Below are 13,153 nucleotides of genomic sequence, written 5' to 3'. Positions count from 1 at the left end.
TTCCGCCTACTTTTCCACGTACCGCAGCGAGCGCAGGCCACGTTCCAGATGCCAGTGCAGATACGCCGACACCAGTCCGCTGCCCTCCCTGACATGGCGCGCCTCGCACGCGTCCGCCGTCTCCCAGTCTCCCGTGAGCAGCGCACCCAGCAGTTCCAGGGCCGCCGGTGAGGGCACCACGCTTCCCGGCACCCGGCAGTCCGTGCACAGAGAGCCGCCGGAGGCCACCGAGAAGAACCGGTTCGGTCCCGGCATACCGCACTTCACGCAGTCGCCGAAACTCGGGGCGTACCCGTTGACGGCGAGTGAACGCAGCAGGAACGCGTCGAGGACCAGATGCGGGGCGTGCTCGCCCCGGGACAGCGTGCGCAGCGCTCCCACCAGGAGGAGGTACTGCTGGACCGCGGGTTCCCCCTCGTGGTCGGTGAACCGCTCGGCGGTCTCCAGCATCGCCGTACCGGCGGTGTAGCGGGCGTAGTCGGTCACGATGCCGCCGCCGTACGGTGCGATCGTCTCGCTCTGGGTGCACAACGGCAGGCCCCTGCCGACCAGTTCGCTGCCCCGCGCGAAGAACTGGACGTCCACGTGGGAGAACGGCTCCAGACGGGCGCCGAACTTCGACTTGGTCCTGCGCACCCCGCGCGCCACCGCCCGTACCCGGCCGTGGCCCCGGGTGAGCAGCGTGATGATCCGGTCCGCCTCACCCAGTTTCTGGGTGCGCAGCACGATGCCGTCGTCGCGGAACAGGCTCATGCCGTCCATTCTCGCCCACGGCGGCGGGGCCCCAGGCACCCCCGTCGGCACCCCCGTCCTCCTCGCCCTCCCGCACGCTCGCCGCGTCCCGTCGCTCCGCGGCCGTCGCGTCGCGCAGGGCGGCGGGCTCGGCGTCCCACTCCAGGCCGCCGCCGTACGGTCTGAGCTGGATGTAGGGTCCCTCGTGTCCCATCACGAACCCCACCCTTCCGGTGCGGGTGTCGACGACGCAGGTGCCGAGCGGCGGTTGCATGGTGCTCCTCAGGCCGTCCTTCAAGTCCTGTCACACAAGTCCTGTCACGGTCCCATCACAGTCCCGTCCGTCCCGTCCTGTGGCTCCCCACCTGCGTACGGTTTCACTCTTCGGCGTACGGTGACCACGGTCCGCGTCTAGGCTTGGGGCTCGCTCCTTCGGCTCCCGCCGGTGCGCTCTGCCGCAGGAGCCCCGCGTTCCTCCGCTGCAGCCGTGCGCTCCTCCACACCCGCCGTCCGTTCCTCCACTCCCCGGAAGTGCACCGCCATCGCGTGCCGTGCGCCCGCCGCGTCTCCCGCGCGCAGGGCGGTCACGATGTCCCGGTGGCGGCGGACCGTGATCTCGGGTGCGGGGTCGCCGGTCCTGCCGCGGGCGCCCGCGACCCTGCGGAACACCGTCCAGAACACGCCGAGGAGCTGTGGCACCAGGGCGTTGCCGAGGGGGGCGTAGAGCAGTTCGTGGAACTCGCGGTCGAGTTCGGGGAACGGGCGGCCGGTTCCGCTCGTCTCCTCCATCCTCGTGAGCACGTTCTCCAGGCGGTCCAGGTCCGGGGCGCTGACGACCGCCGCCACCCGTCCGACCAGGCCCTCCTCCAGCGCCTCGCGGACCTGGAGGATCTCCGCGAGGGCGCCGGGGTCGTCGTCGCGCCGGGTCAGGGTGCGGAAGGTCAGGCCGTCGACCAGCGGGGTCAGCGACGCCTGGCCGACGTAGGTGCCGTAGCCGTGTCTGATCTCGACGAGGTCGAGGGCCTGCAGCGCCTTGAGGGCCTCGCGGACGGAGTTGCGGCTGACGCCCAGGTCCTCCATCAGCTCCGCCTCGGTGGGCAGGGGCGCGCCGGGTGTGAGGCGGCGGTCGAGGATCAGCTGTACGACCTGGCGCTGTATCCGGCTGTTCCGGGACTCACCGGCCATGCGTGGCATCGTACGCGCAGCGGACGTCCTACGTCCCACCTCTGGCGGTACCCAGGTGCCGCCGCTGCCTGATAAGGCATCAACTCGGCCATTTCACCACGTCATTGGTCCGACCTCTGACGGCTACGCCATTCGTGTGCGATCCCTTGACCGCCCTCACGGCCGCTCCTATGGTCACGCTGATCGGTCCGGACGTAGGACGTCGTATCTCCGACGTCGTATCTCCCCTCCCCCCTCACGCAGAACAGAACGGCCGCACCTCCCCCCGTCCACCAGACCCTCTCCGCTGGAGGAACCGTGCGCGACGTGACCCCTGACGGGCCGGCGTTCCACCGCCGGTCGTTCCTGACGTACACCGGGGCGCTGGGTGTGTCCGCCGCCCTCTCCTCGTCGCTCGCCGCCTGCTCGTCCGGACCGGAGTCGACGAACGACACCGGTGGCGGGGGCGGTGGGAGGAACCGCACGCTGACCGCGGTGATCGGTTACGGCAACGACGGGAGCTGGGACCCGACGCAGACGGCGTCGGCGTTCGCCATGGCCGGCAACAACCATGTCTACGAAGGGCTGCTGGAGACCGATCCGATCACCCGCAAGCCCTGTCCGGCGCTCGGCACGGCTGTGCCCGCCGATCCGAAGGCCACCTCCTGGCGGTTCACCCTGCGCTCCGGGGCGACCTTCCACTACGGGAAACCAGTCACCGCCGACGACGTGGTGTTCGTCTTCGACCGGATCCTCGATCCCAAGACCCAGACCCTGGCGAAGGGGTTCTTCGCGAGCTGGCTCAAGGAGGTCCGGAAGGCCGACGCGCAGAACGTCGAGCTGGTGCTCAAGTTCCCCTTCCCCGACGGGCTCGCGCGGCTCACCCTGGCGAAGATCATGCCGAAGCACGTGTTCTCCCGGCCGGGTGCCTGGGACGACGCGATCAAGGGGCTCGCGGTGGGCTCCGGGCCGTACCGGCTCACCGCGCACCACCCGAAGTCCAACACCGTCTTCGAGTCGTTCGCCGCCTACAACGGGCCGCGGCCGCCCGCGTTCAAGAAGATGAACTGGCTGACGATCGTGGACGCCGCCCCGCGCGTCGCACGGATCTCGGGGTCCGGGGCGGGCGCCCAGATCGCGGACAACATCCCGTACGCCAACATCACGCAGTTGGAGAAGGGCGGAATGCGGGTCGCGGGCGGCGCCGGGATGAACAACCTGTTCCTCATGTTCAACACCTGGCACAAGCCGTTCGACGACGTGCGGGTGCGGCAGGCGCTGCGCTACGCCATCGACACCGCGAAGATGGTCGAGGTGGCCCTCAAGGGGCACGGCAAGCCGTCCTCGTCGTTCCTCGACGAGGCCAACCCCGCCTACCGGCGCGCCAAGACGGTCTACGACTACGACCCCGCCAAGGCGAAGGCGCTGCTGAAGGCAGCCGGGGTGCACGGGCTGAAGGTGGACCTCATGTCGGTGAACGTGAGCTGGATCATGGACTGCCTGCCCACCGTCAAGGCGTCCTGGGACGCGATCGGCGTCGAGACGACGCTGTCCCCGCAGGAGACCACGGCCGTGTTCACGAAGATGGACCAGCAGCAGGACTACCAGGTCGTCGCCGCCGCCTCCAACCCCAACCAGTTCGGCCTCGACGCGGACCTGATCATGCACTACAACTATGGCCCCCAGAACCTCTGGATGCAGTACACCCGGTGGGCCGGTGACCCCGTGGCCAAGCAACTGTTCAAGGACATGGACCAGGCGACCCGGGAGCCCGACGCGACGCGCAAGACGGCGATGGTGCAGGACTACATCGACGTCGTCGCCGAACAGGCCGTGCTCTACCCGGTGGTGCACAACGAGCTGATGACCGCGTGGGACCCGCGCGAGCTCGCAGGTATAAGGGCGCAGCCGTATCCCGGCATCAATCTCCTCCAGGCCAAGTGGGCCTAGCCCTCCCACCTGTGAACAGCCCTCGTCGCACAGGGAGTTGACCGCCCGTGGTCGCCGTCGTCCGTATCCTGGCCCGCCGGGTGCTGCTGCTCGTGCCGCTGATGCTGGGCATCGTGCTGTTCGTGTTCCTGGTGATGCGGTTCTCGGACGTCGACCCGGCGTCCGCGTTCTTCCAGGGCGCCAACCCGACCCCGCAGCAGCTGCACGACTTCCGGGAGCAGAACGGGCTGCTCGACCCGCTGCCGGTGCGCTACGTCCATTTCATCGGCGATCTGCTGCACGGCGACCTCGGCACCAGCGCCCTGACCCGGGCGCCGGTCGTCGACCAGGTCACCACAGCGCTGCCGCTCACCCTCCAGCTCACCTTCCTGGGTCTCGCCATCGCGGTGGTCCTGGCGCTGGCCGGCGGAGTCACCGCGGCGGTTTACCGGGACCGGCTGCCCGACCAGGTCATCCGTGTCGTGTCGCTCACCGGGGTCGCGGCGCCGGGCTTCTGGCTGGCGCTGCTGATGATCCAGTACCTCGCGGTGGACCGCGGCTGGTTCCCGGCCGGCGGCTACATCAACCCCGCCGACTCCTTCACCGGGTGGCTGAAGACCATGACGCTGCCCGCCTTCGCGCTGTCGCTGCCGGTGGCCGCGCAGCTCACCCGGATCGTGCGGACGTCGGTCGTGGAGGAGCTGGACAAGGACTATGTGCGCACCGCGACCGGCAGCGGACTGCCGCCGCGGGTGGTGGTCGGGCGGAATGTGCTGCGCAACGCGCTCATCAACCCGCTGACCGTGCTTGGGCTGCGGGTGGGCTATCTGCTCGGCGGCGCCGTCGTCATCGAGACGATCTTCTCGCTGCCCGGCATGGGCAAGCTGATGATCGACGCCGTCAAGAACGGTGACCCGGCCGTGGTGCAGGGGGTCGTACTGACCACCGCAACCGGGTTCGTCGTCGTCAACCTCGTCATCGACGTGCTCCATCTGCTCGTCAACCCGCGTCTGAGGGAGGCGTCTTGATGCCCCTCACCCGCACGTCCCCTGCCAGGGAGGCGCCTTGATGCCCCTCACCCGCACGTCCCCTGCCAGGGAGCCGTCTTGACGTTCCTCAACCGTGCGTCCCTCACCGCCGCCCTGGCCCGCCCCGGCGTCCGGCTGCGCGGCTGGCGGCGGCTGCCGCCGCTGTCGAAGGCGGCCCTCTGTCTGCTGGCCGTCGTGGTGCTGACGGCGCTGCTGGCGCCGCTGCTCGCCCCGCACGACCCGCTGGACCAGCAGGAGCCCGTCGACGGCACCGGCCGTCCCTCCGCCGCCCACTGGATGGGCCAGGACAGTCTCGGCCGCGACATCCTCAGCCGGCTGATGTACGGGGCGCGCTGGTCGCTGTCGATCGGGCTCGGCGCGACCGGGCTCGCGCTGCTCGCGGGCGCGCTGATCGGCGCGGTCGCGGCCACCTCCCGCAAGAGCGTCGACGAGACACTGATGCGCTGCCTGGACGTGGTGATGGCCTTCCCCGGCATCGCCCTCGCCGCCGTGCTCATCTCCGTGTTCGGCGGCGGCATCACCGTACTGATCTGCGCGATCGCCTTCCTCTTCACCCCGCCCGTCGCCCGTGTCGTACGCGCCAACGTCCTCGACCAGTACGGCGAGGACTATGTGACCGCCGAGCGGGTCATAGGCGCCCGCACCCCGCACATCGTGTGGCGGCATGTGGCGGTCAACTGCGCGGCGCCGGTGCTGGTGTTCTGCACGGTCCAGGTCGCCGAGGCGATCGTCTTCGAGGCGTCGCTGTCCTTCATCGGCGCCGGGGTGCGGCCCCCGGACCCGTCCTGGGGCAGTGTCATCGCGGACGGCAAGAACATGGTCCTCACTGGCGGCTGGTGGGCCACCGTCTTTCCCGGGCTGCTGATGCTGCTGACCGTGCTGTCGCTGAACATCCTGTCCGAGGGCATCTCCGACGCCTGGGCGGCGCCGCCCGCCCGCGAGGTCGAGGCGGACGAGGACCGCCTCCAGACCCCGGAGCCCGGCACCGGCGAGGTGGTGCGGCTGCCCGGTCTCGCCGAGGCGGCCGTACGGCTGCGGGCCCGCGCCCGGCGGGTGCCGCGCGACGGGCAGCCGGTGCTCGCCGTGGAGAACCTCGCCATCGGCTTCGACGCCCGCCACCGCGGCGTCGACATCGTCGACGGCATCGGCTTCGAGGTGCATCCCGGGGAGGTCCTGGGGCTGGTCGGCGAGTCGGGCTGCGGCAAGTCGCTCACCGCGCTCGCTGTGATGGGCCTGCTGCCGCCCGGCGCCCGGGTGCGGGGCCAGATCAGATTCGGCCACCGGGATCTGCTCGCCGAACCGGTGCGGGTGCGCCGTAAGCTGCTCGGCCACCGGATGGCGATGATCTACCAGGACGCGCTGTCCTCCCTCAACCCCGCGATGACCGTCCGCGCGCAGCTGGGGCAGCTTGTACGGCGCGGCGGGCGGCGCAGCCCGCACGAGCTGCTGACGATGGTCGGCCTCGACCCCGAGCGCACCCTGCGCAGCTATCCGCACGAGCTGTCCGGCGGCCAGCGCCAGCGCGTCCTGATCGCCATGGCACTGTCCCGCGACCCCGAGCTGATCGTCGCCGACGAGCCGACGACCGCGCTCGACGTGACCGTCCAGGCCCAGATCATGGAGCTGCTGCTACGGCTCCAGGCCGAACTGGGCTTCGCGCTGATCCTGGTCTCGCACGACCTCGCGCTGATCGCCGACGTCACCGACCGGGTCGCAGTGATGTACGGCGGGCAGATCGTGGAGACCGGCGTGACCGCCGACCTGGTGGCCGCCCCGGCCCACCACTACACGCGCGGGCTGCTCGGCAGCGTGCTGTCGCTGGAGTCGTCGGCCGAGCGGCTCACCCAGATCAAGGGCGTCGTCCCGGCGCCCGCCGATTTCCCGGCGGGCTGCCGCTTCGCCGACCGCTGCCCGCTGGCGAGCACGGTATGCCACACGACGGCCCCCTCCCCGGCCGGTCCGCCCGCCCACACGGTGGCCTGCCATCACCCGGCCATCGACCTGGCGACGACGGAGAGCGAGGCGGTGACATGAGCACACCTCAGGGTGGCATGAGCACACCCCAAGAGGCACCGCCGGACTCCGAGACAGCCGCACTGGTCGAACTGCGCGACGCACACGTCGTCCACCGGGCCCGCAGCGGCGGCCTGTTCACCCGGGACCGGGTGTACGCCCTGACCGGCGCCGATCTCTCCGTGGCGCCCGGCGAGACGGTCGGGGTGGTCGGCGAGTCGGGGTGCGGCAAGTCGACGCTGGCGAAGGTGCTGGTGGGGATCACCCGGCCGACCTCCGGAACCGTGCTGTACCAGGGGCGTGAGCTGTGGTCGCTGGCGCCCGACGAGCGCCGTAGCGCCGTCGGCGCGGGCACCGGAATGATCTTCCAGGACCCCTCGACGGCCCTCAACCGCCGCCTTCCCGTCGGCCGCATCCTGCGCGACCCGCTGGACGTCCACCGGCGCGGCAGCCGGGCCCGACGCGAGGAGCGGGTGCGGGAGTTGATGGCCCTGGTCGGGCTGCCCGGGGTGCTCGCGGACGCCCTGCCCGGGCAATTGTCCGGCGGTCAGCGCCAGCGCGTCGCCATCGCGCGGGCCCTGGCCCTGGACCCCGCCCTGGTCGTCGCCGACGAGCCGACCAGCGCCCTGGACGTGTCGGTGCGCGCGCAGATCCTCAATCTCCTGCTCGATCTCAAGGAACGCCTGGGTCTCGCCCTGGTGTTCGTCTCGCACGACATCCAGACCGTACGGCGGATGAGCGACCGGGTGATCACCATGTATCTGGGCCGGATCGTCGAGGAGGCCCCGGCCGCCGAGGTCACCGGCCGCTCCCGGCACCCGTACACCCGCGCCCTGTTCTCCGCGACACCGGGCCTGCTCACGCCCGTCGACCCGATCCCGCTGACCGGCCCGGTACCGTCGGCCACCCGCCCGCCGAGCGGCTGCCCCTTCCGTACCCGATGCTGGAAGGCGGACGGGATCTGCGCCACGGCGATGCCGGGCTTTACGGTCGAATCACGGACCGAGTCATCAACCGTGTCATCGGCCGGGCACCGCTACCGGTGCCACCATCCTGTACAGGAGGACCGGGCCGGACACGACCTGGTGCACCAGCCGGGCCACCAGCCGGACCCGAAGGAGCCATGATGACCTTGCCCGCCCCGCTCACCGGTGTCGTACCCCCCCTCTGCACGCCCCTGACACCGGATCGCGAGGTGGACGTCCCCTCCCTGCTCAGGCTGGTCGACCACCTGGTGTCCGCCGGGGTGCACGGGCTGTTCGTGCTCGGCTCGTCGTCCGAGGCCGCGTATCTCACCGACCGTCAGCGGCTGCTGGTCGTGGAGTCGGTGACCGCCCATGTGGCAGGTCAGGTGCCGGTGCTGGCCGGGGCCATCGACATGACCACGCCGCGGGTGCTGGACCATGTCGCGGCGGTCACCTCGGCGGGCGCCGACGCGGTCGTGGTGACCGCCCCCTTCTACACCCGCACCCACCCGGCAGAGATCGCCCGCCACTACCGGCTGGTCGCGGCCGCCTCACCGGTCCCGGTGGTGGCCTACGACATCCCGGTCGCCGTCGGCAGCAAGCTGCCCGCCGCGCTGGTCCTGGAGCTCGCCGAGGAGGGCGTGCTGGCCGGGGTCAAGGACTCCAGCGGCGACGTGGCCGGCTTCCGCGAACTGACGACCGGCACCCGCGAACGCACCGGCCTCGCAGACTTCTCGGTGCTCACCGGCTCCGAGGTCGTCGTCGACCTCGCGATGTCCCTGGGCGCGCAGGGCGCGGTGCCGGGCCTGGCCAACGTCGACCCGGACGGCTACGTCCGTCTCCACCGGCTGTGCGTCTCGGGCGACTGGGCCGGGGCACGCGCCGAACAGGAGCGGCTGTGCACCCTGTTCGGCCTGACCGGCGCCGGCGACCCGTCCCGCATGGGCGGCAGCTCCTCGGCCCTGGGCGCCTTCAAGGCGGCCCTGCACCTGCGCGGCGTCATCGCCTGCCCGGCGACAGCGGAACCCCAGGTCCCGCTGTCTGCGGCGGAGGTGGAGCGGGTGGGCAAGTTCCTGGCGGGGGCGGGGCTGCTCTAGCGCTCCGCTGGAAATGCCGCGATGTGCCGTCTGTCGTCTGCGGCACCATCGTGGCTGGTCGCGCAGTTCCCCGCGCCCCTTCAGGGCGCTGCCGAACCGCAGCGGACTTCGCCCGACCTGCTTAGGCGCCGTCCCCTGGCGGTCGTCCTAGGTCGTCCCTCCAACGAGTCCGTCCCCCCTACGAGCCCCCGTACAGGTCCCCCAGCCGCAGCCGACGGAACTCGATCGTGTCGTACGTTCCCGTAGTGCCGGTCTCGTACAGGATGCCGGTGGTGCGGTGGGCGAGGGGGACCAGGTCGGAGTAGGCGGCTCGCTGGTCGGAGAGGGTCAGGGCCCTGGTGAAGGTGGCGCCGGAATCGGTGCTGGTCCAGATCGCCATGGCCCGGCGGGCTGTCGGGACCGACGGGGCGGAGAACAGCAGGGGACCGTGCGGGAGTTGGAGGACGCTGCCCTCGACGACCGGGACGTCGGCCAGCGTGGGCTGCGCGGTGAACGGGCGTTCCAGGGTGCGTCCGCCGTCGCCGGAGTAGCTGTCGAGCCGGTTGCCGGGGTTACTGCCGTTCTGGTCGCGGGCGCTGAAGTAGAGGCGGCCGTCGGGGAGTTCGGCGGCGCTGGACTCGTTGGCGTTGTCGAGGCCGTCGTAGCTGTCGTCGACGAGGCCGAGCCGCCAGCTGCGTCCGCCGTCGTCGCTGTAGATGGCGTGGGCGCCGTACCAGCGGGCCTCCTGGCCGGTGTCGGACGAGCCCTCCGGCGGGGCGGCGGAGTGGTCGCAGGGGACGACGAGACGTCCGGCATGCGGGCCCCGGGTGAGGGCTACGGCGTGCCCGGGTCCGGTGGCGTACCAGCGCCAGCCGGCGGGCTTGACCTCGGCGGTGATGTCGCGCGGCAGGGTGAAGTGCCGCCCGTCGTCCTGGCTGCGCTGTACGAACACCCGACGGCTCTGCTCGGGGGTCGTCTCCCCGCGCATGATCTGTGCTTCGGTGACCGCGCCGCTGTTGTAGCTGGTCACCAGCACGACCGCGCCGGTGCGGGGATCGACCACCGGCGCCGGGTTGCCGCGGGTGTCGCCGTCCCCCGCGGCGACCACCTGCTGCGGGCCCCAGGTGCAGCCGCCGTCGCTGGAGCGGCGCAGCACGACGTCGATGTTCCCGGTGTCCCCGGCGCTGTCGCGGCGGCCCTCAGCGAAGGCGAGGACCGTGCCGTGCGGGGTGGTGACCGCGGCGGGGATGCGGTAGGTGTCGTAGCCGCCGGAGCCGGCGACGTACGGGACCGAGGACGCGCAGCCCTCATCGGCGTGGGCCGCCGTGGCGGTGGCGGTGACCGTGGCGGTGGCGGTGAGCGGGGCCACGAGGAGGGCGGCGCCCAGGAGGGTGCGCGGCAGAAGCGTGCGCGGCAGGTGGGTGCGGCTGAGGGGGGTCACCGTCAGATGCTCCCCGCCCGCCACCGCCGCCACTCCGGTGTCACCGGCATGGGCGACACGGGCGACACGGCCTACGACGGCGTACGCGCCGCAGCCATCAGGCGGGTCACCTCGGTCGAGCAGATGGTGAGCGCCGCGCCGACCGTGGCGAGGACATCGCGTTCGGCCGGGGTGTAGGGCCCGTCGGCGAGGGCGATACGGGCGCCCTGGAGGAGGATCGCCTCGCGGCCCGCGGGGGCGAGGTGCGGGGCGAGCGGGTCGAGGGCCTCGTGGAGTTCGATGGCGAGGCTTGCACCGGACGGGTGGTCGAAGATACGGCCGCCGTCCGCGGCGAGTGCCTCGACGAGGGTGCCGAGCTGTTCCGCCGTGCAGTCGGGGAAGCCGGCGGCGCGGACCGCGGTGACCGCCGCCTCCAGCGACGTACGGGCGCAGGCGCCGCCCGCGGCGAGCACGGCGAGGGCGACGGTGTGCACGGCGTCGCGGAGCATCGCGGAGAAGCGGCCGGTGGTGGGGTGGTCGAGGACGTCGGCGCCGTAGTGGTGCCCGCAGGAGGCGCACTCCACGACCGGTCCCGCGACCCCGCGCGGCAGGAGCGGCACGCCGAGCAGAGTGAGGCGGCGGCGGCCGGTGAGGCGCTGGTAGTTACGGTCGCCTCCACAGCCGGGGCAGAAGAACTCGCCGTCGCCAATCGGTGTCCAGGCGGTGCGGGTCCCCACGATGCGGGCGCGCCTGCTGGCACGGCCGTTTCGTCCCCGGACTGGCAGCACGTCGCACCTCCGTAACCCCGCGGCAACATCGCCGCGCTGGCGTGATGTTAGCCACAGGGGCGGGGCGGAGTCATTACCCCGTACGAGACCTTTCCGTGACCTGAACGCCCCGTTGGCCGGAAACGACCGGGAAACGACCGGGCCCCGGCCGCCGAGCACGGCGGCCGGGGCCCTGACATGCCAGGTCAACCGGGGTTTTCTACGGCTTCAGCGGGTGGCCCGGTTGACCGCGGACACGACCGCCTTGAGCGACGCACGCGTCGTGTTCGCGTCGATGCCGATGCCCCACAGGACCTTGTCGTCGATTGCGCACTCGATGTACGAGGCGGCCTGCGCGTGGGCGCCCTCGCTCATCGTGTGCTCCTGGTAGTCCAGCAGGCGTACGTCGACGCCGATGGAGCCCAGGGCGTCGAAGAACGCGGAGATCGGACCGTTGCCGGAGCCGGTGAGGACGACGTCCTCGCCGTCCACGGTGGCCTGCACGGTCAGGGTGTCGACGCCGTCCGTGTCGGTCGTGGACTGGCCGTTGCGGACCTGGATACGGCCCCACGGGTTGTCCGGGTTCGGCAGGTACTCGTCCTCGAAGACCGCCCAGATCTCCTTCGGCGTGACCTCGCCGCCCTCGGCGTCGGTCTTCCCCTGGATGATCTTCGAGAACTCGATCTGCATCCGGCGGGGCAGTTCCAGCTTGTGGTCGTTCTTGAGGACGTACGCCACACCGCCCTTGCCGGACTGCGAGTTGACGCGGATGACGGCCTCGTAGGAGCGACCGACGTCCTTCGGGTCGATCGGCAGATACGGCACCGCCCACTCCAGGTCGTCGACGGTGACGCCCCTGGCCGCGGCGTCGGCCTCCATGGCGTCGAAGCCCTTCTTGATGGCGTCCTGGTGGGAGCCGGAGAAGGACGTGTAGACCAGGTCGCCCACGTACGGGTGGCGCGGGTGGACCTCCATCAGGTTGCAGTACTCCCACGTACGACGGATCTCGTCGATGTCGGAGAAGTCGATCTGCGGGTCGACGCCCTGCGAGAACAGGTTCATGCCCAGGGTGACCAGGTCGACGTTGCCGGTGCGCTCACCCTGCCCGAACAGACAGCCCTCGACGCGGTCGGCGCCCGCCATCAGCGCCAGTTCGGCGGCGGCGACGGCGGTGCCGCGGTCGTTGTGCGGGTGGATGGACAGACAGACGTACTCGCGGCGGGACAGGTTGCGATGCATCCACTCGAAGCGGTCGGCGTGCGTGGACGGGGTCGAACGCTCCACCGTGGCGGGCAGGTTGAGGATGATCTCGCGGTCCGGGCCGGGCTGCCAGACGTCCATGACCGCCTCGCAGACCTCCAGCGCGAAGTCCAGCTCGGTGTCGGTGAAGATCTCCGGGCTGTACTGGTACCCGAACTCCGTTTCGGGGCCCAGCAGTTTCTCGGCGTACTCCATCACCAGACGGGTGCCGTCGACGGCGATCTGCTTGATGTCGTCCTTGGAGCCGCGGAAGACCACCCGGCGGAAGACCGGGGCGGTGGCGTTGTAGAGGTGCACATTGGCGCGCCGGGCGCCCTTCAGGGACTCGACGGTCCGCTCGATCAGGTCCTCACGGGCCTGGGTCAGCACGGAGATCGTCACATCGTCCGGGATCGCGCCCTCCTCCTCGACGATGGAGCGCACGAAGTCGAAGTCGGTCTGGCCTGAGGCCGGGAAGCCGACCTCGATCTCCTTGTAGCCCAGCTTGACCAGTTGGTCGAACATCCGGCGCTTGCGCTCGGGCGACATGGGGTCGATCAGGGCCTGGTTGCCGTCGCGCAGGTCGGTGGAGAGCCAGCGGGGGGCGACGGTGATCCGGGTGTCCGGCCAGGTGCGGTCCGGGATGTCTACCTGCTCGTACCGGCCGTACTTGTGGATCGGCAGGGAACTGGGCTGCTGGCGGTTCGCCATGATTGCGTGGGCTCCTCGGGTGTCCGGCGTGACCGGTGGGACCGGTGTCCGATCGGGGACGGCCGACGACACAACGCCAAGCACCGCG

General features: G+C 71.1%; 11 protein-coding genes. 5 read left to right on the top strand and 6 right to left on the bottom strand.

Annotated elements, in window-relative coordinates; all coding sequences use genetic code 11:
* Positions 1-6: 6 nt before the first annotated feature.
* The 3 genes from recO to ACSYGN_RS27310 all read right to left on the bottom strand — a co-directional run bounded on the left by recO (position 7) and on the right by ACSYGN_RS27310 (position 1,926).
* A complete protein-coding gene (gene recO, locus ACSYGN_RS27320) occupies positions 7-753 on the bottom strand; it encodes a DNA repair protein RecO (protein WP_460400093.1) in 747 nt (248 codons plus the stop codon).
* Entirely contained in the window at positions 701-1,006 is a 306-nt protein-coding gene (locus tag ACSYGN_RS27315; protein WP_460403963.1) for a hypothetical protein, read from the bottom strand. Before ACSYGN_RS27315 ends, recO begins: the two co-directional genes overlap by 53 nt.
* Before the next feature lie 137 nt (positions 1,007-1,143).
* Positions 1,144-1,926, bottom strand: coding sequence for a FadR/GntR family transcriptional regulator (locus tag ACSYGN_RS27310; protein ID WP_460400091.1), 783 nt, complete (start codon positions 1,924-1,926; stop codon positions 1,144-1,146).
* Between the two features lie 288 nt (positions 1,927-2,214).
* On the opposite strand from ACSYGN_RS27310, the gene ACSYGN_RS27305 reads away from it, so the two are divergent.
* The 5 genes from ACSYGN_RS27305 (at position 2,215) to ACSYGN_RS27285 (ending at position 8,949) form a co-directional block, all read left to right on the top strand.
* Positions 2,215-3,846, top strand: a complete 1,632-nt coding sequence (locus ACSYGN_RS27305) for an ABC transporter substrate-binding protein (RefSeq protein ID WP_460400089.1) — start codon at positions 2,215-2,217, stop codon at positions 3,844-3,846.
* Between the two features lie 47 nt (positions 3,847-3,893).
* Positions 3,894-4,853 (top strand): ABC transporter permease, encoded by a 960-nt coding sequence (locus tag ACSYGN_RS27300; protein WP_460400086.1) that lies wholly within the window; start codon positions 3,894-3,896, stop codon positions 4,851-4,853.
* A gap of 78 nt (positions 4,854-4,931) precedes the next feature.
* Positions 4,932-6,908: a dipeptide/oligopeptide/nickel ABC transporter permease/ATP-binding protein gene (locus ACSYGN_RS27295; RefSeq protein ID WP_460400084.1), complete on the top strand. Its 1,977-nt coding sequence runs from the start codon at positions 4,932-4,934 to the stop codon at positions 6,906-6,908.
* A gap of 17 nt (positions 6,909-6,925) precedes the next feature.
* Entirely contained in the window at positions 6,926-8,014 is a 1,089-nt protein-coding gene (locus ACSYGN_RS27290) for an oligopeptide/dipeptide ABC transporter ATP-binding protein (RefSeq protein WP_460400082.1), read from the top strand.
* Positions 8,014-8,949: a dihydrodipicolinate synthase family protein gene (locus tag ACSYGN_RS27285; protein ID WP_460400080.1), complete on the top strand. Its 936-nt coding sequence runs from the start codon at positions 8,014-8,016 to the stop codon at positions 8,947-8,949. The genes ACSYGN_RS27290 and ACSYGN_RS27285 overlap by 1 nt, the downstream gene beginning before the upstream one ends.
* Before the next feature lie 178 nt (positions 8,950-9,127).
* Here ACSYGN_RS27285 and ACSYGN_RS27280 read toward each other — a convergent pair whose 3' ends face one another.
* The 3 genes from ACSYGN_RS27280 to leuA all read right to left on the bottom strand — a co-directional run bounded on the left by ACSYGN_RS27280 (position 9,128) and on the right by leuA (position 13,065).
* The gene (locus tag ACSYGN_RS27280; protein ID WP_460400078.1) at positions 9,128-10,369 is read right to left on the bottom strand and encodes a sialidase family protein; all 1,242 of its coding nucleotides are present in this window, start codon (positions 10,367-10,369) and stop codon (positions 9,128-9,130) included.
* Between the two features lie 71 nt (positions 10,370-10,440).
* Complete coding sequence (locus tag ACSYGN_RS27275) at positions 10,441-11,136, bottom strand: TerB family tellurite resistance protein (protein ID WP_460400076.1); 696 nt, start codon at positions 11,134-11,136, stop codon at positions 10,441-10,443.
* A gap of 207 nt (positions 11,137-11,343) precedes the next feature.
* A complete protein-coding gene (leuA, locus tag ACSYGN_RS27270) occupies positions 11,344-13,065 on the bottom strand; it encodes a 2-isopropylmalate synthase (protein ID WP_460400074.1) in 1,722 nt (573 codons plus the stop codon).
* Positions 13,066-13,153 lie beyond the last annotated feature (88 nt).

Source organism: Streptomyces sp. YIM S03343, assembly GCF_054729195.1.
This window is presented reverse-complemented; position numbering and strand designations above follow the sequence as displayed.